This is a genomic window from Streptomyces sp. NPDC001381 (assembly GCF_042895685.1).
In the GTDB taxonomy this organism is placed as follows: domain Bacteria; phylum Actinomycetota; class Actinomycetes; order Streptomycetales; family Streptomycetaceae; genus Streptomyces.
In genome coordinates this window covers 1-24,780 of record NZ_JBIAWO010000003.1, presented here as the reverse complement: position 1 = coordinate 24,780, position 24,780 = coordinate 1, and the positions used below count along the sequence as shown (strand labels likewise).

Here is a 24,780-nt window from a genome sequence, read left to right as displayed (position 1 = left end):
ACGGCTGAGCTGACCCAGGGGGCTGTGCCAGGGGCGGGGAAGCCTGTGCTTCTCCGCCCCCCGAGCTCCGCCCGACCGTGCGTCGGGCACCTTCACAGACTTATACCTTCCGGCTTCTTCACGCCTACGGCCGAGCCGGTACGTACTTCCACCGGACCCAGGGAGCTGTTTTCCATGAGTGCCGAGACTCCGGGCCAGAGCGCCGGGACCTTCACCCGGCTGCGTCTGCGATTCCGTGGCTGGCGGGGCAGCCGACCGTTCTGGGCGGGCCTGTTCACCTTGCTCGGCGGGCTGCCGATCGCCTACTTCCCATACGCGACACTCAAGTTGGGCACCATGTCGGTCACCATGTCGACCACCGCGGGTGCCGGGTCGCTGATCATCGGCGTGCTGCTGATGACGCTGGGGCTCACCATGTGGTTCCAGCCGGCCACGCGTGTCTTCGCGGGTGTCGCGGCCATCCTCCTCGCCCTGGTGTCGCTGGTGATCTCCAACATCGGCGGCTTCATCATGGGCTTCCTGCTGGCGCTGATCGGCGGCGCCCTCGCCGCCGCCTGGGCGCCGGGCGACCCCGCGGCCCAGGGCGGCGGGAAGCGGGGCGCCCAGGGCGCTCCCACGGAGGACGGCGCCCCGGAACCCGCCGCCGAGGCCCCCGCCGACGCCCCGGGCCTGCCGGCGCCCCGCCACGCGCAGGCCGAGGACGGCGTGGAGCACACCGCCGAGGCCGACGAGGCGAACGGGGTGCACCGTGTCGGCTGACGAGGTCCGCGCAGGCAGCTCGGCCTCCCCGGACCGGCCGGGAACGGGACCGCGCCACGCGGCCCCGAAGAAGCCGCTGTTCACCCGGCTGCCGGCCGGCAAGGCGATAGCGATGGCCGCGATGCCCACGGCCGTCCTCATGGGCATGGGGTTCACCCCGACGCTCGCCGTCGCCGACGACGCGCCGACGTCCAACAGCAAGCTGGCCGACGAGTACAAGGACTGCGTGGCGGCCCTGGACGGCGCCGACGCCTCCGCCTCCGCGTCGGCCTCGCCGTCGCCGTCGGCCTCCGAGAGCACGAGCGGCTCCACGAGCGGCTCCTCGGACGACGGGTCGGGCTCCCAGGACTCCCAGAACTCGTCGGGCGGCTCCTCCTCGTCGGATTCAGGTTCCGACGACACGGCGGAGCCCTCCCCCTCGGCGTCCTCCGAGGCCGCCTCCTCGGCGGACAAGTCGTCGTCCCCGGATGACACCGCGACGCCGAGCCCCTCGGCCTCCGAGACGGACAAGAACGTCCTGGAGACCATCGGCGATGCCATCACGGACCTCTTCGACGGCAACGGCTCCGGCGACGCGACCGCCACCGCCTCGCCGTCCGCGTCCGCGACCGCCTCGCCCACCACCGGCACCGGGGGCTCGGGCTCCGCGGACTCGGGCTCCTCGGACTCCTCCTCCGGCAAGGACGACTCCGCCGGCGGCACGGTCAAGGACACCACCGACGCGGTCACCGACACGGTGAAGGACACCGCCGGGGACGCCACCGAGGCGGCCGGTGACGCGGCGGACGACGCCACCGCGGCCGCCGACGAGGCCACCGCCTCGCCCAGCCCCTCCGCGAGCTCCACCACCGACGCGGAGAACTGCCTCGCCGCCACGGACGACGAGGGCGGCGTCGACAACAAGATCCTGGTGGCGGACGACCCGTGGTACCTGCAGGCCAGTGGGCTGCTGCTCAAGGGCGCGGACTACCAGGGCATCGTCGAGGTGAAGACCGCGAGCGGCAGCAAGAAGAAGGTGCTGAAGTACGTCATCTCCGGCGGCACCGACATCGACGACCTGCACCAGACGGTGAAGGACAAGAAGTCCGGCAAGACGTACCACGTCCAGGCGGGCAAGGGCACGAAGTCCACGATCACCGACGGCGACACGGTCATGTACACCGAGAGCATCTCGGGCAACCTGTTCGGCCTGATCCCGATCACGTTCAGCCCGGACAACCCGCCGCCGCTGAACATCCCGCTGATCTACTTCAGCAACGTGAAGGTCACCCAGGCCGGCCAGTTCGGCGGAACCCTGCACGTGCCCGGCATGCAGGTGTACACGACGGACAGCTGAGAGACACACCCCCCGGGCGGCCGGGCCCCGGCCCCCGCACGGACACACACGAAAGGGCGCCCCCCGTCGCGGGGGGCGCCCTCAGTGGCGTCCGGGGCCCCTTCACGGGGCGGTCGTTCAGTCGGCGGAGCCGCCGACGTGGTGGACGCGGAGCATGTTGGTGGTGCCGGGGACGCCGGGGGGCGAGCCGGCGGTGATGATGACGGTCTCGCCCGGGCTGAAGCGGTTGATCTTGGCGAGTTCCTGGTCGACCATGTCCACCATTTCGTCCGTGCTGTTCACGAGCGGCACGACGTGCGACTCCACACCCCAGCTGAGCGTCAGCTGGTTGCGGGTGTCCTCGTCGGTGGTGAAGGCGATGATCGGCTGCTGCGCGCGGTAGCGGGACAGCCGGCGGGCGGTGTCACCGGACTGCGTGAAGGCCACCAGGCCGCGGCCGCCGAGGAAGTCGGCGATCTCGCACGCGGCACGCGCCACCGAACCGCCCTGGGTGCGCGGCTTCTTGCCCGGCACGAGCGGCTGCAGGCCCTTGCCCAGCAGCTCCTGCTCGGCGGCGGTGACGATCTTCGACATCGTCTTCACGGTCTCGATCGGGTACGCGCCCACGCTCGACTCCGCGGACAGCATGACCGCGTCCGCGCCGTCCAGGATCGCGTTGGCCACGTCGGAGGCCTCGGCGCGGGTCGGACGGGAGTTGGTGATCATCGACTCCATCATCTGGGTCGCCACGATCACCGGCTTGGCGTTGCGCCGGCACAGCTCGATCAGACGCTTCTGCACCATGGGGACCCGCTCCAGCGGGTACTCGACGGCGAGGTCGCCGCGGGCGACCATCACACCGTCGAACGCCATCACGACGTCCTCCATGTTCTCCACCGCCTGCGGCTTCTCCACCTTGGCGATGACGGGGACCCGGCGGCCCTCCTCGTCCATGACCCGGTGGACGTCGGCGACGTCCTTGGCGTCCCGGACGAAGGACAGCGCGACCAGGTCGGCACCCATGCGCAGCGCGAACCGCAGGTCCTCGACGTCCTTCTCGCTCAGCGCGGGCACGTTGACGGCCGCGCCGGGCAGGTTGATGCCCTTGTGGTCGGAGATGACGCCGCCCTCGATGACGATCGTCTTCACCCGCGGGCCCTCGACGTCCACGACCTTCAGCTCGACGTTGCCGTCGTTGATCAGGATCTGGTCGCCCCGGTCGACGTCACCGGGCAGCCCCTTGTACGTCGTCCCGCAGATCGTCTTGTCGCCGGGGACGTCCTCGGCGGTGATGGTGAACTCGTCACCGCGCACCAGCTCCACCGGACCCTCGGCGAAGGTCTCCAGCCGGATCTTCGGGCCCTGCAGGTCGGCGAGGACACCGACGGCCCGGCCGGTCTCCTTGGCGGCGGCACGGACGCGGTCGTACCGCCCCTGGTGCTCGGCGTGGGTGCCGTGGCTGAAGTTGAAGCGGGCCACGTTCATGCCGGCTTCGATCAGGGACACGAGCATCTCGTGGGAATCGACCGCGGGGCCGAGAGTACAGACGATTTTCGAACGGCGCATGAGGCGATCCTATCGGTTTGTTTCGCTACGGAATATTCCGTCTGGCGGAAGATACAAATGGGCGGGTTCGCGCTCAGTTGCTTTCCTGCTCGGTCACCTCCCGGCGGAGCCGCACATCAATACCGCCCGACCAATGCGTAGGTCTGTGTCGCGATCTCGAGTTCCTCGTCCGTCGGCACCACGGCGACCGCCACCCGGGCGTCCGCGGGCGAGATCAGCCGGGGCTCGTCGCCGCGTACGGCGTTCAGCCCGCCGTCCACCGCAAGGCCCAGGGTCTCCAGGCCCGCGACGGCCGCCGCGCGCACCTCGGCCGCGTTCTCGCCGACTCCCGCGGTGAACGCGACCGCGTCCACCCGCCCGAGTACGGCGTAATAGGCGCCGATGTACTTCTTCAGACGGTGAATGTAGATGTCGAAGGCGAGCTTCGCCCGCGCGTCCCCCTCGTCGATCCGGCGCCGGATCTCCCGCATGTCGTTGTCACCGCACAGCCCGACGAGCCCGCTCTTCTTGTTGAGGAGAGTGTCGATTTCGTCGATGGACATTCCCCCAACGCGCGCCAAATGGAAGATGACGGCCGGATCGGTGTCTCCGGACCGCGTACCCATCACGAGCCCCTCCAAGGGGGTCAGCCCCATCGAGGTGTCCACGCACCGGCCGCCGCGCACGGCCGAGGCGGAGGCCCCGTTGCCGAGGTGCAGCACGATGACGTTCACCTCTTCGGGTGCCCTGCCCAGCAGCTTCGCCGTCGCCCGGGAGACGTACGCGTGCGAGGTCCCGTGGAACCCGTACCGCCGGACCCGGTGCGCGTCCGCGGTCTCGACGTCGATCGCGTAGCGGGCGGCGGACTCCGGCATCGTCGTGTGGAAGGCGGTGTCGAACACGGCGACCTGGGGCAGGTCGGGCCGCAGCGCCCGGGCGGTGCGGATCCCGGTGAGGTTGGCCGGGTTGTGCAGCGGCGCGACCGGGATCAGCCGCTCGATCTCGGCGAGCACGGTGTCGTCGATGACGGTCGGCGCGGTGAAGTGCTTACCGCCGTGCACGACGCGGTGTCCGACGGCGGCGAGTTCGGGGGAGTCCAGCCCGAGCCCGTCCTGGGCGAGTTCGGCCGCCACGGCCTTCAGCGCGGCGTCGTGGTCGGCGATCGCCCCGGTCCACTCCCGGGCCGGGCCGCCCGTGGCCAGCGGCGTGTGCTTCAGCCGCGAGGACTGCTCACCGATGCGCTCGACGAGCCCCGAGGCCAGCCGGCTGCTGTCGCGCATGTCGAGCAGCTGGTACTTCACCGACGAGGAGCCGGAGTTGAGGACGAGGACGCGGGTGGCGGTCACTGGGCGGTTGCCTTCTCGATCGGGGTCTGGGCCTGGATGGCGGTGATGGCGACGGTGTTCACGATGTCCTGGACGAGGGCGCCCCGGGACAGGTCGTTGACCGGCTTGCGCAGGCCCTGCAGCACCGGCCCGACGGCGATCGCGCCCGCGGAACGCTGCACGGCCTTGTAGGTGTTGTTGCCGGTGTTGAGGTCCGGGAAGATCAACACGCTGGCCTGGCCCGCGACTTCGGAGCCCGGCAGCTTGGTGGCGGCGACGGTCGGCTCGACGGCGGCGTCGTACTGGATGGGCCCCTCGATCTTGAGATCGGGGCGGCTTCGCCGTACCAGCTCGGTGGCCTCCCGCACCTTGTCGACGTCGGCGCCCGAGCCGGACGTGCCGGTCGAGTACGACAGCATCGCGATCCGCGGCTCCACGCCGAACCGGGCGGCGGTGGCGGCCGACTGGACGGCGATGTCGGCGAGCTGCTCGGCGTTCGGGTCGGGGTTCACGGCGCAGTCGCCGTAGACGAGGACCTTGTCGGCGAGGCACATGAAGAACACGGACGACACGATCGAGGCGTCCGGCTTGGTCTTGATGATCTCGAAGGCCGGCCGGATGGTGGCGGCCGTGGAGTGCACGGACCCGGAGACCATGCCGTCGGCGAGCCCCTCCTCGACCATGAGCGTGCCGAAGTAGTTCACGTCGGAGACGACGTCGTACGCCAGCTCGACGGTGACGCCCTTGTGGGCGCGGAAGCGGGCGTACTTCTCGGCGAACGCGTCGCGCAGTTCGCTGGTCGCCGGGTCGATCAGCTGGCAGTCGCCCAGGTCGATGCCGAGATCGGCGGCCTTCTTGCGGATCTGGTCGACCGGGCCGAGGAGGGTGAGGTCGCAGACCCCCCGGCGGAGCAGGACCTCGGCGGCGTGCAGGACCCGCTCCTCGGTCCCCTCGGGGAGGACGACCCGGCGCTTGTCGGCGCGGGCCTGTTCCAGCAGCTTGTGCTCGAACATCATCGGTGTGAGGCGGTCGCTGCTGGGCGCGGAGACCCGGCGGAGCAGCTCGGCGGTGTCGACATGCCGCTCGAACAGACCGAGCGCCGTCTCGGCCTTGCGCGGGGTGGCCGCGTTGAGCTTGCCCTCCAGGGCGAACAGCTGCTCGGCCGTGGGGAAGCTGAGGCCCGGCACCGAGATGACCGGCGTGCCCGGGGCGAGCCGGGCGGCCAGGGTGAGGATCTCGTCGCTGGGGACCTCGTTCAGGGTGAGCACCACGCCGGCGATCGGCGGGGTGCCCGCGCTGTGCGCGGCGAGCGAGCCGATGACCAGGTCGGCCCGGTCGCCCGGGGTGACGACCAGACAGCCGGGGGTCAGCGCGTTGAGGAAGTTCGGCATCATCGCGCCGCCGAAGACGAAGCCGAGCGCGTCCCGGGCGAGCCCCGAGTCGTCGCCGAGCAGCACCTTCGCGCCGAGGGCGTGGCTGACCTGCGAGACGGTGGGGGCGGACAGGGCGGGCTCGTCGGGAAGGACGTAGCAGGGGACGGGCAGGCGCGTGGCGAGCCGCTCGGCGATCTCCTCCCGGTCCTCGCGGGCGACCCGGTTGATGATCATGGCGAGGACGTCGCAGCCCAGGCCCTCGTAGGCGCGGTAGGCGTTGCGGGTCTCGGCGCGCACGGACGCCGCGGTCTGCTTGCGGCCGCCGACGACGGGGATCACGGAGGCGCCGAACTCGTTGGCGAGGCGCGCGTTGAGCGCCAGCTCGTCCGGGAACTGCGTGTCCGCGTAGTCGGTCCCGAGGACGAGGACGACGTCGTAGTCCCGCGCCACCTGGTGGAACCGCTCGACGAGGGTGGAGACCAGTTCGTCCGCGCCCCGCTCGGCCTGGAGTGCGGACGCCTCGTGGTAGTCCATGCCGTAGACGGTCGCCGGGTCCTGCGCCAGCCGGTAGCGGGCCCGCAGCAGTTCGAACAGCCGGTCGGGGCCGTCATGGACGAGCGGGCGGAAGACGCCCACCCGGTCGACCTGTCGGGTCAGAAGCTCCATGACGCCCAGCTCGACGACCTGGCGGCCGTCGCCGCGGTCGATACCGGTCACGTACACGCTGCGGGTCACGCGAGCACTCCGTTTCGTGTGGGTCGTTCGTTCGGGGGCACTGCCGGATCACTGCTGAGGTCATTCTGGGCTCATAAAAATCGCCCACCTAGGTGAGCAGAACCCCCTTGACAATACCCCTGCGCGCGGATAAGGCGCCCGTCAAGAGACAGTGCCCTGGGCGTCGTGAAACAATCGGACCTGGCTCACCGGCATCCACAGCGAGCAGGAGACACAGCACGATGCGCATCGGAGTTCTCACCGCAGGCGGCGACTGCCCCGGCCTGAACGCAGTGATCCGGTCGGTGGTGCACCGCGCGGTCGACAACTACGGGGACGAGGTCATCGGCTTCGTCGACGGCTACGCGGGTCTCCTGGACGGCCGTTACCGTGCCCTCGACCTCAACGCGGTGAGCGGGATCCTGGCCCGCGGCGGCACGATCCTCGGCTCGTCGCGACTGGAGCGGGACCGGCTGCGCGAGGCCTGCGAGAGTGCCTCGGACATGATCCACGACTTCGGCATCGACGCGCTGATCCCCATCGGCGGCGAGGGCACCCTGACCGCGGCGCGGATGCTGTCGGACGCCGGGCTGCCCGTGGTCGGCGTCCCGAAGACGATCGACAACGACATCTCGTCGACGGACCGCACGTTCGGCTTCGACACGGCGGTGGGCGTCGCGACCGAGGCCATGGACCGTCTGAAGACCACGGCCGAGTCGCACCAGCGGGTCATGGTCGTGGAGGTCATGGGCCGGCACGCGGGCTGGATCGCGCTGGAGAGCGGGATGGCGGCGGGCGCGCACGGCATCTGCCTCCCCGAGCGGCCCTTCGACCCCGCCGACCTGGTGAAGATGGTCGAGGAGCGCTTCGCGCGCGGCAAGAAGTTCGCGGTGATCTGCGTGGCGGAGGGCGCCCACCCCGCCGACGGGACGATGGACTACGGCAAGGGCGCGATCGACAAGTTCGGCCACGAGCGCTTCCAGGGCATCGGTACGGCCCTCGCGTACGAGCTGGAGAAGCGGCTCGGCAAGGAGGCCCGGCCGGTCATCCTCGGGCATGTGCAGCGCGGTGGCGTGCCGACCGCGTACGACCGTGTCCTGGCCACCCGGTTCGGCTGGCACGCGGTGGAGGCGGCGCACCGGGGCGAGTTCGGGATGATGACCGCGCTGCGCGGCACCGAGGTGCAGATGGTGCCCCTGGCGGACGCGGTGACCGAACTGAAGACGGTGCCCAAGGACCGGATGGACGAGGCGGAGTCGGTCTTCTAGACCGGTCTTTCCGAGGCCCGTGGCGCCTGGCCCGTGGCGCGTGACGAGTGGTCCGTGGCGCGCGGCCCGTGGCCCGTGGGTCCGTGGCGCGGGGCGCGTGACTCGTGGGTCCGTGGTCCGTTGCGGGTGGTCCGTTGCGCGGGGCGCGTGGCCCGAAGCCCGGTGCCTCGTGGTTCGGTCCGTACACACGCCGGTCTCCCGTGTGCTTGCGGAGAGAGTGTCCGGGGCGGGCGGTGCGGTTCGTGGGGATCCGTCACCGCCCCTTCCCCGCGGCCCCCTTCACCCACCGGTAGACCAGCTCCGGCCGGCCCACCTGTCCGTACAGCGGCTTGCGCTCGGCCCGTCCCGCCTCCACCAGGTGTTCCAGATACCGCCGGGCGGTGATCCGGGAGATCCCCACCGCCTCGGCCACCCCCGCCGCGGTCAGCCCCTCCGCGGCCTCCCGCACGGCCTCCGTCACCCGTTCCAGGGTCGGCGCGCTCAGCCCCTTGGGCAGCGCCGCGGGCCCCGGGGCGCGCAGCGCCGCCAGCGCCCGGTCGACCTCGTCCTGGCCGCTCGCCTCACCGGCCGCCCCCCGGAACTCCGCGTACCGCACCAGCCGGTCCCGCAGCGTCGCGAAGGTGAACGGTTTCAGCACGTACTGCACGACCCCCAGCGACACGCCCTCCCGGACCACCGTCAGATCGCGGGCCGACGTCACGGCGATGACGTCCGCGTGATAGCCCGCCGCCCGCAGGGACCGGGCCAGTTGAAGCCCGTGCGCGTCCGGCAGGTGCAGGTCCAGCAGGAGCAGGTCCACCGGCGTACGGTCCAGCAGCCGCCGTGCCTCCGCACCCGTGTGCGCCTTCCCGACCGCGACGAAACCCGGCACCCGGCCGACGTACATGACATGCGCGTCCGCGGCCACCGGATCGTCCTCGACGACCAGCACTCTGATGGGCGTACCGCCCGGCTCTTGCGACACTTCCGTCATCCCTCGCCTCCTGGGGCCGCCGTCACCCGCCGCAACGGCAGCCGCACCACGAACTCCGCCCCGCCCCCTTCCGCCTCCGCCACCGACAGCGTCCCCTCGTGCCGGTGCACGGCCTGCCGGACCAGGGCCAGACCAAGACCACGCCCTCCGGGACCCGACGGCTTCGTCGAGAAGCCGCGCTCGAAGACCAGGGAGGCGTGGGCAGGATCCACCCCCGCGCCCGTGTCCGCCACCCTCAGGAGCAACTCGTCCCCCTGCGTGCACGCGGTCACCGTGACCCGCGCCCGTACGGCCCCCTGCGCCGCGTCCACCGCGTTGTCGATGAGGTTGCCGAGGATGGTGACCAGGTCCCGGGCCGGCAACGACCGCGGGAGCAGGCCGTCGTCCAGGCCGCTCTCCTCCGAGACGACCAGCTCCACGCCCCGCTCGTTCGCCTGGGCCGTCTTGCCCAGCAGCAGGGCCGCCAGCACGGGCTCGCTCACCGCCGCCACCACCTGGTCGGTCAGCGCCTGGGCCAGTTCCAGCTCCGCGGTGGCGAAGTCGACGGCCTCGTCCGCGCGGCCCAGCTCGATCAGCGACACCACGGTGTGCAGGCGGTTGGCCGCCTCGTGCGCCTGCGACCGCAGCGCCTGGGTGAAACCCCGCTCCGAGTCCAACTCACCCATCAGCGACTGGAGTTCGGTCACGTCGCGGAGGGTCACGACGGTGCCGCGGCGCTCGCCGCCGGACACCGGCGAGGTGTTCACCACCAGCACCCGGTCCGCCGTCAGGTGCACCTCGTCCACCCGGGGCTCGGAGGCCAGCAGCGCACCCGTCAGCGGCGCCGGGAGGCCCAGCTCCGCCACCGACGTCCCCACGACCTCCCCGGACACCCCCAGCAGCTCCCGCCCGCCGTCGTTGATCAGTGCCACCCGGTACTGCCCGTCGAGCATCAGCAGTCCCTCGCGCACCGCGTGCAGTGCCGCCTGGTGGTAGTCGTGCATGCGGCTCAGCTCGGTCGCGTTCATGCCGTGGGTGTGGCGGCGCAGCCGCGCGTTGACGACGTAGGTGCCCACGGCGCCCAGGGCGAGCGCGCCGGCCGCCACCCCCAGCAGGGCCGTGACCTGGTCCTGCACCCGCTTGCTGATCGCCTCGACCTTGATGCCGGCGCTGACCAGGCCGATGATCCGGTCCTTCTCGTCCTCGATCGGGGTGACCGCGCGGACCGACGGGCCGAGGGTGCCGGTGTACGTCTCGGTGAAGGACTCGCCCTTCAGCGCACGGGCGATGTGACCGCGGAACCTCTGGCCTATCTCCGACTCCACGGGGTGGGTCCAGCGGATGCCGTCGGGGTTCATGATCGTGACGAAGTCGACCTCGGTGTCCCGCATGACGCGCAGGGCGTACGGCTGGAGCTCGGCCGTGGGGTCCGCGGTGCCGATCGCCTCGCGGACGGACGGGGAGTCGGCCACCGAGCGGGCCACCGCGGTGGCCTGGCGGCTCGCCGCCTCCTCGGCCTGGCTGCGGTCGCTGACGTAGGTGAACAGCGCGTATCCGGCGACGACGACCGCGATCAGCACGGCCTGCATGGCGAACAGCTGGCCGGCCAGGCTGCGGGGTCTCGGCACACGGACGGGGAGGCGCATGTCGTCAGTGTGCCTCCCGGGTTAAGCGCGAACTAAATGAACACAAGGGTGACCGCCCTCACAGCCCGGGAGATAGTCACCGCATTCCCCATATCTCCCCGGACGTGAGCCGCACGCCGGTGATGCCGACGAAGACGTCAAGGAGGGCAGCCGTGGCCACCAGCAGCACCCCGAATACGGCACCTGCCGCACCCGCTGGGAAGCGGGACCGCACCCACTATCTCTACATCGCCGTCATCGCCGCGGTGGCGCTCGGCATCGCCGTCGGTCTGATCTGGCCCGACCTCGGCGTCGAGCTCAAGCCGCTGGGCACCGGCTTCGTCAACCTGATCAAGATGATGATCTCGCCGATCATCTTCTGCACGATCGTGCTCGGGATCGGCTCCGTGCGAAAGGCCGCCAAGGTCGGCGCCGTGGGCGGTATCGCGCTCGGCTACTTCCTGGTGATGTCGCTGGTCGCGCTGAGCATCGGCCTCGTCGTCGGCAACATCCTGCACCCCGGTGACGGACTGCACCTGACCGACGCGATCAAGGCCACCGGCCACGACCAGGTCTCCGACGAGGCGCTGCCGCCGGTCGAGTTCGTCCTGTCGATCATCCCGACGACCTTCCTCTCCGCCTTCACCGAGGGCCAGGTCCTGCAGACCCTCCTGGTCGCCCTGCTCGCCGGCTTCGCCCTGCAGGCCATGGGCAGCGTCGGCCAGCCGGTGCTGCGCGGCATCGAGCACATCCAGCGGCTCGTCTTCCGCATCCTCGCCATGGTGATGTGGGCCGCCCCGATCGGTGCCTTCGGCGCCATCGCCGCGGTGGTCGGCTCGGCCGGACTGGACGCGCTCAAGAGCCTCGCGGTGCTGATGCTCGGCTTCTACGTGACCTGCTTCCTGTTCGTCTTCATCGTGCTCGCCGCGCTGCTGCGCATCGTGGCCGGGCTGAACATCCTCACGCTCTTCAAGTACCTGGGCCGTGAGTTCCTGCTGATCCTGTCCACCTCCTCCTCCGAGTCCGCGCTGCCGCGCCTCATCGCGAAGATGGAGCACCTGGGTGTCAGCAAGCCCGTCGTCGGCATCACCGTCCCGACCGGCTACTCCTTCAACCTCGACGGCACCATGATCTACATGACCATGGCGTCCCTCTACATCGCCGACGCCCTCGGTACCCCGATGTCGATCGGTGAGCAGATCCCGCTGCTGCTCTTCCTGCTGCTGGCCTCCAAGGGCGCGGCGGGCGTCAGCGGCGCCGGTCTGGCCACGCTGGCCGGCGGTCTGCAGTCCCACAAGCCCGCCCTGGTGGACGGCGTCGGCCTCATCGTCGGCATCGACCGCTTCATGAGCGAGGCCCGCGCCCTGACGAACTTCGCGGGCAACGCGGTCGCCACCGTCCTGGTGGGCACCTGGACCAAGGAGATCGACCGGGCCCGCGTCCGGCAGGTGCTGGCGGGCGAGCTGCCCTTCGACGAGAAGACGCTGCTCGACGAGGGCGAGCCCGTCACCGGCGGCGAGGTGCCCGAGCCGCGCGAGGAGGGCGAGAAGGAACTCGCCAAGGCCTGACCTCCCCGGCACCGAGAGACCCCGGGTGCCCGGCCCCGCCTGAACCGGGGCCGGACACCCGGCCAGGGATCCGGGCGGCTGAGTGCTCCCCCGTAGCTCAGCCGCCCGGTCTCTTCTTGTTTTCCGCCCTCACCCGCGACGTGCCCGCTCCTCCCGGGCCGCCGCCTCCAGCCGCCGCAGCTCGTCGCCGTCCAGGATCAGGCCGGCCGCCGCGGCCGAGTCCCGCGCCGTCTCCGGCCGGCTGGCGCCAGGGATGGGGATCACGGTGGGGGAGAGGGCCAGCAGCCAGGCGAGACAGACCTGCTGCGGGCTGACGCCCCGCTCCCGCGCGACCTCGTGGAACGCGCCGAGGCGCCGCTCGTCCGGCACCCCCGGCCGGGCCGGCCCGTCCAGCGCGCTGAGGGCCACACCCCCGAGCGGGCTCCACGGCAGGAACGCCAGCCCCAGCTCGGCCGCCAGCCGCACCTCGGGCTCGCTGTCGCCGACGGCCGGGGAGTAGCGGTTCTGCACGCTGACCAGCCGGTCGCCGAGGACGGCCCGGGCCCGGTGGATCTGGCCGGCGTCCACGTTGGAGACACCGGCCAGCCGGATCTTCCCCTCGTCCAGCAGGTCCCGCAGCGCGCCCACCGAGTCCTCGAAGGGGACCGCCGGGTCCGGCTTGTGCAACTGGTAGAGGCCGATCGCCTCGACACCGAGCCGCCGCAGGGAGGCCTCCGCCGCCGCCTTCAGGTGCCGGGGGTCGCCGTTCACCGTCCAGTCGGTCCCGGCAGGTCTGCTCTGAAGGGGGAACCATGGGAGTTCGGGCAGGCGTACCGAAAGAACCTCGGCATCTGCGCGCCGCAACCGGTGAAACGTCGGTGAGCTTCGACGCGCTGGACCGGCAGATCCTCCAGCTCCTGCAGACCGACGGCCGGATCAAACTCAGCGAGCTGGGGCGCAGGGTCCGGCTCAGCCCGGCGGCCGTCACCGAACGGGTGCGCCGGCTGGAGGCGGCGGGCGTCGTCACCGGGTACGGCGCCCAGGTCTCCCCGTCCCGCCTCGGCTACGGCATCCAGGCCTTCGTCCGGGTCAATCCGCACGGCGGATACAGCCTGAAGCACCCGAGGGCCCTGGAGCTGATGGAGCGCCCCGAGATCACCGAGGTGCACCACGTGGTCGGTGAGGACTGCTGGATCCTCAAGACCGCCGTCCGGGACACCGTCCACCTGGAGGAGGTCCTCGAAGCGATCTCCGCCCTGGGGCGCACGACGACCTCCATCGTGCTCACCTCACCCGTGGAGCGGAAACCGCTCTTGCCTTGACGTCGGCGTCAAGCCGTACGTTCGTACGCATGCGAATCGGCGAGCTGGCCGCACGGGCCGGGACCACCACGCGGACGCTGCGGTACTACGAGTCGCGCGGGCTGCTGCCCGCGCGGCGCGGTGAGAACGGGTACCGGACGTACGACGAGGACGATCTGAAGCTGCTGCGTCAGATCAGGACGCTGCAGGACTTCGGGTTCGACCTGGAGGAGACGCGGCCGTTCCTGGAGTGTCTGCGGGCCGGTCACCCCGAGGGCGACTCGTGCCCGGCGTCGCTCGCGGTCTACCGGCGCAAGCTGGACGAGCTGGACGCGCTCATCGGGCAGCTGCGGGCGGTGCGGGAGCAGGTCGCCGGGCAACTGGTGCGGGCCGAGCTGGCCGCCGAGGCGCTGGTTCCGGGGAGCCCGGAACCCGGATGTGAGCTGGGAGGGCAGGAGCGGTGATCAAGGCGGACGGGGTGACCGAGGTGACGGACGCGGACTTCGGGGCGGAGGTGCTCGGGGCGGAGCTGCCGGTGCTGGTGGAGTTCACCGCCGACTGGTGCCCGCCGTGCCGGCAGATGGGGCCGGTGCTGAGCGCGCTCGCCGCCGAGGAGAGCGGGCGGCTCAAGGTGGTCCAGCTCGACGTGGACACCAATCCGGAGACGACCAACGCCTACAAGGTGCTGTCGATGCCGACGTTCATGGTGTTCCGGGCCGGTGAGCCGGTGAAGGCGATGGTGGGGGCCCGGCCCCGGCGGCGGCTCCTGGAGGAGCTGTCCGACGTGCTGTGATCCCTGCCGAACAGAAGAAATCCCCCGGGCAATTGCGCCCGGGGGATTTCTTTGCGTATATTCGATGATTCGCGACTTCGAGAAACGGGGTCGCAAATAAGTTCAGTGAGCAGAGTATATCCGGGCGGGAGTGGAATTGTCAAACACCGACTTTCCAGACAGTGAATTGCGGAGCGAGCAGGAATTCATCGACGACCTGTACGCCCGGGTCGACCGTCTGCGCGGCGACACCGAGACCTCCGTCACGGACGCGCTCGCCCAGGGCCACACGCCCCGGCAGGCCCGTCTGGAGCGGGACATCCTCGTCGCCGAGCGCTCGGGCCTGCTGGCCGCGCTGAACGCCGTGGACGGCTCCCTCTGCTTCGGCCGGATCGACCTCACCACCGGCGTCAGCCACCACATCGGCCGGATCGGGCTGCGCACCGACGACGCCGACCGCACCCCGGTCCTCATCGACTGGCGGGCCGACGTGGCCCGGCCCTTCTACCTGGCCACCGGCCACACCCCGCTGGGCCTGCGCCGCCGCCGGCACCTGACCACCGAGGGCCGCAGGGTCACCGCCCTGCACGACGAGATCCTCGACCTCGGGGACAAGGAGAGGACCGGTCACGAGGACCCGACCGGCGACGCCGTCCTGCTCGCCGCGCTCACCTCCGCGCGCACCGGCCGCATGAACGACATCGTGCAGACCATCCAGGCCGAGCAGGACGAGATCATCCGCGCGCCCCACCGGGGCGTGCTGGTCGTGGAGGGCGGGCCCGGCACCGGCAAGACCGCCGTCGCCCTGCACCGCGCCGCCTACCTCCTCTACGAACACCGCGAGCTCCTCGCCAAACGCGCCGTCCTCATCGTCGGCCCCAACCCCGCCTTCCTCGGCTACATCGGCGAGGTGCTGCCCTCGCTCGGCGAGACCGGCGTGCTCCTCGCGACGGTCGGCGAGCTCTACCCCGGCGTGCGGGCGACGGCCAGGGACACCCCCGAGGCGGCCGCCGTCAAGGGCCGTGCCGACATGGCCGACGTCCTCGCCGCCGTCGTACGCGACCGGCAGGCGCTGCCCGACCCGGTGATCGCCGTCGAGCACGACCGCGAGATCCTCATGCTCGACGACGGTCTCGTCGGCGTCGCCCGCGAGCGCACCCGGGCCGCGAAACTGCCGCACAACGCGGCCCGCGAGCACTTCGAGGGCCATATCCTCAACACCCTCACCGAGCTGTACGCCGAACGCGTCGGCACCGACCCCTACGACGGCTCCAGCCTCCTCGACCCGAGCGACATCACCCAGATCCGCGACGAACTCGCCGAGAACCCCGAAGTCTGGTCCGCCGTCGACCGGCTGTGGCCGAGGATCACCCCGCAGCGCCTGGTCGCCGACTTCCTCTCCGGCCCCGAGGGCTACGTCGGCGACGAGGACGCGGCCGCCATCCGCCGCCCGGTGACCCGGGCGTGGACCGTGGCGGACGTCCCGCTGCTCGACGAGGCCGCCGAACTCCTCGGCGAGGACGACCGGGTGGCGCGGGTCCGGGCGGAGCGGGAACGGGAGACCCGGATCGCCTACGCGCAGGGCGTGCTGGACGTCTCCTACGCCTCGCGCACCTACGAGTTCGAGGACAAGGAGGACGGCGACCCCGACGCCAGCGAGGTGCTGTCCGCGCACGACATCATCGACGCCGAGCGGTTCGCCGAGCGCCACGAGGCGGACGACCACCGCAGCGCCGCCGAGCGCGCGGCCGCCGACCGGACCTGGGCGTTCGGCCACATCATCGTCGACGAGGCGCAGGAGCTGTCCCCGATGGCGTGGCGGCTGCTGATGCGGCGCAGCCCGACCCGCTCGATGACCCTGGTCGGCGACCCGGCCCAGACGGCGGAGGCGGCCGGGGTCGGATCGTGGGCGGAGATCCTCCGGCCGTACGTGGAGGACCGCTGGGAACACACCCGCCTCGGCGTCAACTACCGCACCCCGGCCGAGATCATGGAGGTCGCGGCGGCGGTCGTGCGCGCGGAGGACCCCGGTTTCGAGCCGCCGGCCTCGGTCCGTTCCACCGGGGTACGGCCCTGGGCCCGCGCCACCGACGACCTGCCGTCGGCCGTCGCCGAGGCCGTGGCGGACCTCACCCCCGCCGAGGGCCGGCTGGCGGTGATCGCCCCGCGCGAGCTGCACCGCGGGATCGCCGCCCGGCTGGACGGCGTGACGGCGGGCGCGGAGCCGGACCTGACCCGCACGGTCGTCCTGCTGGACCCGCGTCAGGCCAAGGGGCTGGAGTTCGACTCCGTGCTCGTGGTGGAGCCCGCCGGGTACGGCACCAGCGACCTGTACGTCGCCCTCACCCGGGCCACCCAGCGGCTCGGTGTGGTCCATACCAAGGAGCTGCCGAAGGCGCTGGTGACGGCGCTGGCGTAACGCGGGATCACCAAGACGTAACAGTTCGTGCCGTGATCACTGCGCGTGCACGGCCGGTGCGGTAAGCGTTGCCGTATGGAAGCGCAGCCCCACGCCCTCGCACCGGCCGACAGCCCCGACCTCGGCTCGCTGCCCGTCCAGCCGCTGCTCACCGCGGAGTTCGACGCCGACCCCGGCGCGGTGTACCGGAGGCTGCGCGCCACCTACGGTCCGGTGGCGCCCGTCGGCCTCATGGGCGTACCGGTGTGGCTCGTCCTGGACTACCGGGAGGTGCTGGAGGTCCTGAAGAACGAGAGCCAGTGGCGGCGGGACGTACGGCACTGGCGGGCCCGGGCCCAGGGCGGACTGCCGCCCGACTGGCCGCTGCTCGCGGGCTACGAGGTCCGCCAGACGATGTTCATGGACGACGAGGAGCACCGGGCCGCCCGCCGCACCCACCACACCGCCCTGCGCCCCTTCCAGGACGCCAGGAGCCCCGAGGGCTGGGAACTGCGCTCGGCCGTCGCCCGCTACGCCGACGAACTGGTGGCCCTGCTCGCCGCCGAGTCGGGCCGCACCGGCTTCGCCGACCTCGGCGCGCAGTACACCCGGCCGCTGCTGCTGATGGTCACCACCAAGCTGTTCGGCTGCCCGGTCGAACTCGGCGACGAACTGGTCATGGACCTGTGGCGGATGCTGGACGGCGGCCCCGACGCGGGCCCCGCCACGGGCCGGGCGCTGGCCGCCTTCACTCGCCTGGCCGCCCACCGGCGGGCCCGCCCCGGCGACGACCTCACCTCGTACCTGCTGCTGGCCGACCCCGACCTCACCGACGACCAGCTCGGCCGGGAGCTGTTCATGAACGCCGTCTACCTCAACGACATCACCGGCAACATGGTCCTCAACACCCTGCTCGAGGTGCTGCGCGGCAACGCCACGGTCCGCCGCAGCCTCTCGGCGGGTCAGCTCGGCGAGACGGTCAACCGGGCCGCCCTCGCCAACCCTCCCGTCGCCAACATGTGCTTCCGGTTCGCCGCGCGGGACGTACGGCTGGGCCGGTTCTGGATCCGCGCGGGCGACATCGTCTCCCCCTCCTGCGCCGCCGCCCACCAGGACCTGCTGGCCATCGGCTCCTCCCACATGGTCGGCTCCGCCGTCTCCACCCGGGCCCACCTCGGCTGGGGCGCCGGCCCCCACCAGTGCCCGAGCGCGGCCCGGGAACTCGGCTCCCTGATCGTCTCCACCGCCGTCGGCCGTGTCTTCGACCACTTCGCGCAGGCGGAACTCACCCTCCCGCCCGACCAGTTGCCCTGGCGCTCCGGCCCGGTGGTGCGCGGCCTGCGGGTCCTTCCGGTGCGCTACGAACTGAGCCACGACGCCCCGGCCCTCCAGCGCCCCGACCCCCGCCCGCTCCCGGCCGTCCCCCCGGGGGAGGGACAGACCAGAGGCCTCCTGGCGGCACTGCGGCGGCTGATGTCCGGGGGGAAGAAGGACGGTTAGGCCGGCCGCAACCACACCGTCGCGAGCGGGGGCAGGGTCAGACGGATGCTCGCCGGGCGGCCGTGCCACCCCTGCGGTTCCGGTTTGACCGGGTCGGGGGCGCCGACGCCGCTGCCGCCGTAGCGCTCGGCGTCGGTGTTGAGGACCTCGTGCCAGGCCGGTACGTCATCGGGGACGCCGAGGCGGTAGTCGTGGCGGACGACCGGGGAGAGGTGGGAGACGGCCAGGAGCGGGGTGCCCTCGGCGTCGTACCGGAGGAAGGCGAAGACGTTGTCGTCGGTGGCGTCCCCGACCACCCACTGGAAGCCCGCCGGGTCGGTGTCCCGCTGCCAGAGCGCGGGGGACGAGCGGTAGTGGGTGTTGAGGTCGCGCACCAGGTCGCGGACGCCCCGGTGGTCGGCCTCGGCGCCGTACGCCGGGTCCAGCAGCCACCAGTCGGGCCCGTGCGCCTCCGACCACTCGGCGCCCTGCGCGAACTCCTGCCCCATGAAGAGCAGCTGCTTGCCCGGGTGGGCCCACATGAACCCGAGATAGGCCCGCAGGTTGGCGCGCTGCTGCCACCAGTCGCCGGGCATCTTCGACACCAGTGAGCGCTTGCCGTGCACCACCTCGTCGTGGGAGATGGGCAGGACGTAGTTCTCGCTGTACGCGTACACCATCGAGAAGGTCATCTCGTGGTGGTGGTACTTGCGGTGCACCGGCTCGTGGCTCATGTACTCCAGCGAGTCGTGCATCCAGCCCATGTTCCACTTCAGCCCGAAACCGAGCCCGCCGAAGCCGCTCGGGCCGCGGTGGTGGGTGGCCCGGGTGACGCCGTCCCAGGCGGTCGACTCCTCCGCGACCGTCACGACCCCCGGATTGCGCCGGTACACGGTCGCGTTCATCTCCTGCAGGAACGCCACCGCGTCCAGGTTCTCCCGTCCGCCGTGCTCGTTCGGGGTCCACTGGCCCGGCTCGCGCGAGTAGTCGAGGTAGAGCATCGAGGCGACCGCGTCCACCCGCAGCCCGTCGATGTGGAACTCCTCGCACCAGTAGGTGGCGTTGGCGACGAGGAAGTTGCGCACCTCGCGCCGCCCGAAGTCGAACTCCAGCGTCCCCCAGTCGGGGTGCGCGGCCCGCAACGGGTCCGCGTGCTCGTACAGCGGCCGTCCGTCGAACTCGGCCAGCGCCCACTCGTCCCGCGGGAAGTGCGCCGGCACCCAGTCCATGAGGACACCGATGCCCGCCCGGTGCAGCGCGTCGACCAGGAACTTGAAGTCGTCCGGGGTGCCGAGCCGGGCCGTGGGCGCGTAGAAGCCGGTGACCTGGTAGCCCCAGGACCCCCCGAAGGGGTGCTCGGCGACCGGCATCAGCTCGACGTGCGTGAAGCCGAGGTCCCTGACGTACGCGGGCAGCTGCTCGGCGAGCTGGCGGTACGTCAGGCCGGGGCGCCAGGACGGCAGATGGACCTCGTAGACCGAGAACGGCGCCTCGTGCGCGGGTGTCCCGGCCCGCCGGGCCAGCCACTCCTCGTCGCCCCACTCGTACCGCGAGGCGTGCACGATCGACGAGGTCGCCGGGGGGACCTCCGTGCGCCGGGCCAGCGGGTCGGCGCGCAGGGTGTGCGAGCCGTCGGCGCGGGCGATGTCGAACTTGTACAGCTCGCCCTCGCCGACACCGGGCACGAACAGCTCCCACACCCCGGACGAGCCGAGCGACCGCATCGGACACCCGGTGCCGTCCCAGAAGTTGAAGGACCCGGCCACCCGCACTCCGCGCGCGTTCGGCGCCCACACCGAGAACCGGGTGCCGGACACGCCCTGGTGGGTCGTCGGGTGCGCGCCGAGCACCGTCCACAGCTGTTCGTGCCGGCCCTCGCCGATCAGGTGCAGGTCCAGTTCGCCCAGGGTGGGCAGGAAGCCGTAGGCGTCCTCGGTCTCCAGGGTCGTGTCCTCGTACGCCACCAGGAGCCGGTAGGCCGGGACCTCCGTCAGGGGCAGCAGCCCGGAGAAGAAGCCGTCCCCGTCGTCGTGCAGGGCCGCCCGCAGCTCGCCCGCGACGACCGTGACCGACCGCGCGTACGGGCGCAGGGCGCGGAAGACGACACCGCCGGGCACCGGGTGCGCGCCGAGCACGGAGTGCGGGTCGTGATGGGTGCCGTGCAGAAGCCGCTCGCGGTCGGCGGCGTCGGGGGCGGGGGAGAAGGGCAGGTCCGGCGGGGCGGCGGAAGGCTCCCCGGCCGCGGCCTTCCCGGTCGTCGCCGTCGCCTTCGCCTTTCCGGCCGCGGCCTTCTCGGCCGGTGTCTTCTTGACCACGGCCTTCTCGGCCGCCGCCTTCTCGGCCGCCGCCTGCTTGGCCGCCGCGGTCTTCTTCGCCGCCGTCTTCTTCACCGCAGCCTTCTTCTTGGCCGCCGCCTCCTCGGCTGCCGCTTTCCTGTCGGTGGCCTTCTTCTTCGGGGGAGTCACGTGCGGGGCCTCCTCAAGGCAGGTCGGGGGCTGCGAGGCGGTGTATCGCGGACAACGGGACGGGCAGCCAGTCGGGGCGGTGCCGGGCCTCGTAGACGACCTCGTAGACCGCCTTGTCCGTCTCGAAGGCCCGCAGCAGGACGGGATCGGTGCGCGGATCACGGCCCGCCACCTCGGCGTAGCCCGAGCAGAACGCCGCCCGGCAGGCATGGGCCCAGCCGGGGTCCGGCGAGTCGGCCGAGTGGGCCGCGTAGTCGAAGGACCGCAGCATCCCCGCCACGTCCCGCACGGCCGGCTGCGGCATCCTGCGCTCGGCCGGCGGCCGGGCCGGCTCGCCCTCGAAGTCGATCAGCGACCACTCCCCGGACGGCGCCCGCAGGCACTGCCCGAGATGCAGATCGCCGTGGATGCGCTGCGCGGTCCAGGTGTGCCCCTCGCCCGCCAGATCGGCGAGCGCGGTGAAGGCGGTCCGCAGTGCCGGCGCGTACGGCCGCAGCGCCGGAACCGCCTGCGCCGCCGCGTCGAGGCGTACGACCATGCCGTCGACCATCGGCTGTATCTGCGCCGGTCCCAGCGTCGCCGTGGGCAGCGCCCGGGCCAGTGCCCCGTGCACCTCGGCGGTGGCCCGCCCCAGCGCCCGCGCCTCGGCGCTGAAGTCCTCCCCCTTGGCCAGCTCCCGCAGCGCCAGTTCCCAGCCGTCGGCCGCGCCCTGGACGTAGGGCTGGAGCACGCCGAGGACATACGCGTCCTCGTCGCCCTCCTCCAGGTACGTCTCCATCCAGGCCGTCGGGGCGGGCACCCGGGGGCAGCCCTCGCGGGCCAGCGCCAGCGGGAGCTCCAGGTCGGGATTGACCCCGGGCGCGACCCGGCGGAACAGCTTGAGGATGAACGTATCTCCATAGACGACGGAGGAGTTCGACTGCTCGGCGGTCATCAGGCGCGGCACCAGCCCCGGCCGGATCTCCTGGGCCGGGTCCCGTTCGCAGCGCAGGGCGCCGATCCGGGCCCGGCTGCGCAGCGCCTCCAGGAGCAGCTCGGCGGGCCGGGTGTCGTACAGGGCGTCGTACACGGTCCGTCCGGTCAGCGGTCCGTCCGTCACATGGCCGATCAGCGCGGGCGCCAGCCGGGGCGGCAGCGCCTCACGCACACCGATCAGCAGCTGGTAGCAGTCGCCGGGGGTCTCCGGCTGGTGCGCGCGCAGCAGGAGGTGGTAGAGGCCGATCCGGGCGCCGGCCGGCAGCAGCTCGGTGGCCGCGACCAGCGAGAACCCGGTGACCGGCCGCCCCTTGCCGGCGAACCACCGCTGCCGGGGCAGCCACTCCCGCAGCAGCGGGTCCAGTGACGCGAGGAGGCCGGGGCTGGTCGTGCCGGAGCTGCCGGAACGTGTGACAGTCTTCGCCATGGCGTCACATTCCTTTCCCCGAGGGGTCGGGGTGCTACTGATGCGTGCCCCGGGCGGGGCGGGGGAAACCGCCCCGCCACCGGAGTTCTAGGCGGCTTCCCTGCGGAGCCGGAACCAGTAGAAGCCGTGCCCGGCCAGGGTGAGCAGATAGGGCAGCTCACCGACGGCCGGAAAGCGCACCCCGCCGAACAGCTCGACCGGGTAGCGCCCGTTGAACCGGCTCAGATCCAGTTCCGTGGGCTGGGCGAATCGCGAGAAGTTGTGCACGCACAGCACCAGGTCGTCCTCGTACTCGCGCAGGAACGCGAGGACGGCCGGGTTGGAGGACGGCAGTTCGGTGAACGAGCCGAGGCCGAAAGCGGGGTTCTGCTTGCGGATCTCGATCATCCGGCGGGTCCAGTGCAGCAGCGACGAGGGCGACGACATCGACGCCTCGACGTTGGTGACCTGGTAGCCGTAGACGGGGTCCATGATGGTCGGCAGGAAGAGCCGCCCGGGGTCACAGGAGGAAAAACCCGCGTTGCGATCAGGTGTCCACTGCATCGGGGTGCGGACGGCGTCGCGGTCGCCGAGCCAGATGTTGTCGCCCATGCCGATCTCGTCGCCGTAGTAGAGGATCGGCGAGCCGGGCAGGGACAGCAGCAGGGCGGTGAACAGCTCGATCTGGTTGCGGTCGTTGTCGAGGAGGGGTGCGAGGCGGCGGCGGATGCCGATGTTGGCGCGCATCCGCGGGTCCTTCGCGTATTCCGCGTACATGTAGTCGCGTTCCTCGTCGGTGACCATTTCGAGGGTCAGCTCGTCGTGGTTGCGCAGGAAGATGCCCCACTGGCAGGTGGCGGGAATGGCGGGGGTCTTGGCGAGGATCTCCGAGACGGGGTAGCGGGATTCGCGGCGGACGGCCATGAAGATGCGGGGCATGACGGGGAAGTGGAAGGCCATGTGGCACTCGTCGCCGCCGGAGGCGTAGTCGCCGAAGTAGTCGACGACGTCCTCGGGCCACTGGTTGGCCTCCGCCAGGATCACCGTGTCCGGGTAGTGCGCGTCGATCTCCTTGCGGACCCGCTTGAGGAACTCGTGCGTCGCCGGGAGGTTCTCGCAGTTGGTGCCCTCCTGCGCGTACAGGTACGGCACCGCGTCCAGCCGGAACCCGTCGATGCCGAGGTCCAGCCAGAACCGCAGCGCGGAGATCATCTCCTCCTGCACGGCCGGGTTCTCGTAGTTGAGGTCGGGCTGGTGGGAGAAGAAGCGGTGGAAGAAGTACTGCTTGCGCACCGGGTCGAAGGTCCAGTTGGAGACCTCGGTGTCGACGAAGATGATGCGGGCGTCGGCGTACTGCTTGTCGTCGTCGGCCCACATGTAGTAATCGCCGTACGGCCCGTCGGGGTCCTTTCTCGACTCCTGGAACCACGGGTGCTGGTCGCTGGTGTGGTTCATGACGAAGTCGATGATCACGCGCATGCCGCGCTGGTGCGCGGCGTCGACGAACTCCACGAAGTCGGCGAGGTCGCCGAACTCCGGGAGGACGGAGGTGTAGTCGGAGACGTCGTATCCGCCGTCGCGGAGCGGTGACTTGAAGAAGGGGGGGAGCCAGAGGCAGTCGACGCCCAGCCACTGCAGGTAGTCGAGCTTGGCGGTGATGCCCTTGAGGTCGCCGACGCCGTCGCCGTTGCTGTCCTGGAAGGAGCGGACGAGGACCTCGTAGAAGACGGCCCGTTTGAACCACTCCGGGTCGCGGTCCTTGGCGGGGGTGTCCTCGAACGTGTCCTGAACGGGTTCGTTGACGATCATCGTGTGGGTGACCCTCCGGTCTGCGGGGTGGACGGTCGCAGGACGGTGAGGACGTGCGCGGGCCGGGTGCCCGGTTCGAGACGCACGTAGTTGGCCCTGCCCCAGTGGTAGGTCTCGCCGGTGAGCTCGTCCCGCACCGGCACCGACTCGTGCCAGTCCAGGCCGAGTTGCGGCATGTCCAACGAGACCGTGGCCTCCTGGGTGTGGTGCGGGTCGAGGTTGACGACCACCAGAACCGTGTTCGAACCGCTCCTCTTCGAGTAGGCGATCACCGCTTCCTTGTCGGCGTGGTGGAAGCGCAGATTGCGCAGGGCGCGCAGCGCCGGGTTCGTCCGGCGGACCTCGTTGAGCCGGGTGATCAGCGGGGCGAGGGTGCGGCCCGCGCGCTCGGCCGCCTCCCAGTCACGGGGTTTGAGCTGGTACTTCTCGGAGTCGAGGTACTCCTCGCCGCCGGGCCGGAGCGGGGTGTTCTCGTAGAGCTCGTAGCCGCTGTAGATGCCCCAGGCGGGGGAGAGGGTGGCGGCCAGGACGGCCCGGACCGCGAAGGCCGGCGGGCCGCCGCTCTGGAGGTACTCGTGCAGGATGTCCGGGGTGTTGGCGAAGAAGTTGGGCCGCATGTAGGAGGCGGCGTCCCCCGAGAGTTCGGTGAGGTACTCCGTCAGTTCCTGCTTGGTGGTGCGCCAGGTGAAGTAGGTGTAGGACTGCTGGAAGCCGATCTGGGCGAGGGTGTGCATCATCGCGGGGCGGGTGAA

17 protein-coding genes and 2 pseudogenes are annotated in these 24,780 nt (G+C 71.4%); 9 read left to right on the top strand and 10 right to left on the bottom strand.

From position 1 onward, the window contains the following. Positions 1-174: 174 nt before the first annotated feature. Both ACFY2L_RS13740 and ACFY2L_RS13735 read left to right on the top strand, forming a co-directional pair. Positions 175-759: a DUF6114 domain-containing protein gene (locus ACFY2L_RS13740; RefSeq protein WP_390822435.1), complete on the top strand. Its 585-nt coding sequence runs from the start codon at positions 175-177 to the stop codon at positions 757-759. After that, positions 749-2,095: a hypothetical protein gene (locus ACFY2L_RS13735; protein ID WP_390822434.1), complete on the top strand. Its 1,347-nt coding sequence runs from the start codon at positions 749-751 to the stop codon at positions 2,093-2,095. Before ACFY2L_RS13740 ends, ACFY2L_RS13735 begins: the two co-directional genes overlap by 11 nt. Positions 2,096-2,212: 117 nt before the next feature. Here ACFY2L_RS13735 and pyk read toward each other — a convergent pair whose 3' ends face one another. The 3 genes from pyk to pta all read right to left on the bottom strand — a co-directional run bounded on the left by pyk (position 2,213) and on the right by pta (position 7,052). Next, positions 2,213-3,640, bottom strand: coding sequence for a pyruvate kinase (gene pyk, locus ACFY2L_RS13730; RefSeq protein ID WP_390660963.1), 1,428 nt, complete (start codon positions 3,638-3,640; stop codon positions 2,213-2,215). Between the two features lie 116 nt (positions 3,641-3,756). Beyond that, a complete protein-coding gene (locus tag ACFY2L_RS13725; protein ID WP_390822433.1) occupies positions 3,757-4,965 on the bottom strand; it encodes an acetate kinase in 1,209 nt (402 codons plus the stop codon). Next, a complete protein-coding gene (gene pta / locus ACFY2L_RS13720) occupies positions 4,962-7,052 on the bottom strand; it encodes a phosphate acetyltransferase (RefSeq protein ID WP_390822432.1) in 2,091 nt (696 codons plus the stop codon). The genes ACFY2L_RS13725 and pta overlap by 4 nt, the downstream gene beginning before the upstream one ends. A 221-nt stretch (positions 7,053-7,273) precedes the next feature. On the opposite strand from pta, the gene ACFY2L_RS13715 reads away from it, so the two are divergent. Further along, positions 7,274-8,299, top strand: coding sequence for an ATP-dependent 6-phosphofructokinase (locus ACFY2L_RS13715; RefSeq protein ID WP_390660960.1), 1,026 nt, complete (start codon positions 7,274-7,276; stop codon positions 8,297-8,299). A 253-nt stretch (positions 8,300-8,552) separates the two neighbouring features. Here the strand turns inward: ACFY2L_RS13715 and ACFY2L_RS13710 are convergent, their stop codons facing one another. Then, positions 8,553-9,272 (bottom strand): response regulator, encoded by a 720-nt coding sequence (locus tag ACFY2L_RS13710; RefSeq protein WP_390822431.1) that lies wholly within the window; start codon positions 9,270-9,272, stop codon positions 8,553-8,555. After that, positions 9,269-10,897, bottom strand: coding sequence for an ATP-binding protein (locus ACFY2L_RS13705; protein ID WP_390822430.1), 1,629 nt, complete (start codon positions 10,895-10,897; stop codon positions 9,269-9,271). Before ACFY2L_RS13705 ends, ACFY2L_RS13710 begins: the two co-directional genes overlap by 4 nt. A gap of 122 nt (positions 10,898-11,019) precedes the next feature. On the opposite strand from ACFY2L_RS13705, the gene ACFY2L_RS13700 reads away from it, so the two are divergent. Further along, positions 11,020-12,444 carry a cation:dicarboxylate symporter family transporter gene (locus ACFY2L_RS13700; RefSeq protein WP_390661215.1) on the top strand — a complete coding sequence of 475 codons (1,425 nt, stop codon included), beginning with the start codon at positions 11,020-11,022 and terminating at the stop codon, positions 12,442-12,444. A gap of 129 nt (positions 12,445-12,573) precedes the next feature. Here ACFY2L_RS13700 and ACFY2L_RS13695 read toward each other — a convergent pair. After that, a pseudogene (locus tag ACFY2L_RS13695) lies at positions 12,574-13,224 on the bottom strand (aldo/keto reductase); the annotation flags it as partial. A 77-nt stretch (positions 13,225-13,301) separates the two neighbouring features. On the opposite strand from ACFY2L_RS13695, the gene ACFY2L_RS13690 reads away from it, so the two are divergent. The 5 genes from ACFY2L_RS13690 to ACFY2L_RS13670 all read left to right on the top strand — a co-directional run bounded on the left by ACFY2L_RS13690 (position 13,302) and on the right by ACFY2L_RS13670 (position 18,394). Further along, positions 13,302-13,745 (top strand): Lrp/AsnC family transcriptional regulator, encoded by a 444-nt coding sequence (locus tag ACFY2L_RS13690; protein WP_390660955.1) that lies wholly within the window; start codon positions 13,302-13,304, stop codon positions 13,743-13,745. 29 nt (positions 13,746-13,774) lie between these two features. Next, a complete protein-coding gene (locus tag ACFY2L_RS13685; protein WP_390660954.1) occupies positions 13,775-14,188 on the top strand; it encodes a MerR family transcriptional regulator in 414 nt (137 codons plus the stop codon). Next, positions 14,185-14,517, top strand: coding sequence for a thioredoxin family protein (locus tag ACFY2L_RS13680; protein ID WP_390660953.1), 333 nt, complete (start codon positions 14,185-14,187; stop codon positions 14,515-14,517). The genes ACFY2L_RS13685 and ACFY2L_RS13680 overlap by 4 nt, the downstream gene beginning before the upstream one ends. Before the next feature lie 166 nt (positions 14,518-14,683). Then, entirely contained in the window at positions 14,684-16,915 is a 2,232-nt protein-coding gene (locus tag ACFY2L_RS13675) for a HelD family protein (RefSeq protein ID WP_390822429.1), read from the top strand. Positions 16,916-16,990: 75 nt separating this feature from the next. Further along, the gene (locus ACFY2L_RS13670; RefSeq protein ID WP_390660951.1) at positions 16,991-18,394 is read left to right on the top strand and encodes a cytochrome; all 1,404 of its coding nucleotides are present in this window, start codon (positions 16,991-16,993) and stop codon (positions 18,392-18,394) included. Here the strand turns inward: ACFY2L_RS13670 and glgB are convergent. The 4 genes and pseudogenes from glgB to ACFY2L_RS13650 form a co-directional block, all read right to left on the bottom strand. After that, complete coding sequence (gene glgB / locus ACFY2L_RS13665) at positions 18,391-20,838, bottom strand: 1,4-alpha-glucan branching enzyme (protein ID WP_390822428.1); 2,448 nt, start codon at positions 20,836-20,838, stop codon at positions 18,391-18,393. The two genes, ACFY2L_RS13670 and glgB, sit on opposite strands and share 4 nt — an antisense overlap. A gap of 13 nt (positions 20,839-20,851) precedes the next feature. Further along, complete coding sequence (locus ACFY2L_RS13660) at positions 20,852-22,240, bottom strand: maltokinase (protein WP_390822426.1); 1,389 nt, start codon at positions 22,238-22,240, stop codon at positions 20,852-20,854. A gap of 87 nt (positions 22,241-22,327) precedes the next feature. After that, positions 22,328-24,028, bottom strand: a complete 1,701-nt coding sequence (treS, locus tag ACFY2L_RS13655) for a maltose alpha-D-glucosyltransferase (protein WP_390822425.1) — start codon at positions 24,026-24,028, stop codon at positions 22,328-22,330. After that, positions 24,025-24,780, bottom strand: a pseudogene (locus ACFY2L_RS13650) (alpha-1,4-glucan--maltose-1-phosphate maltosyltransferase); the annotation flags it as partial. The pseudogene ACFY2L_RS13650 and the gene treS, both read right to left, overlap by 4 nt.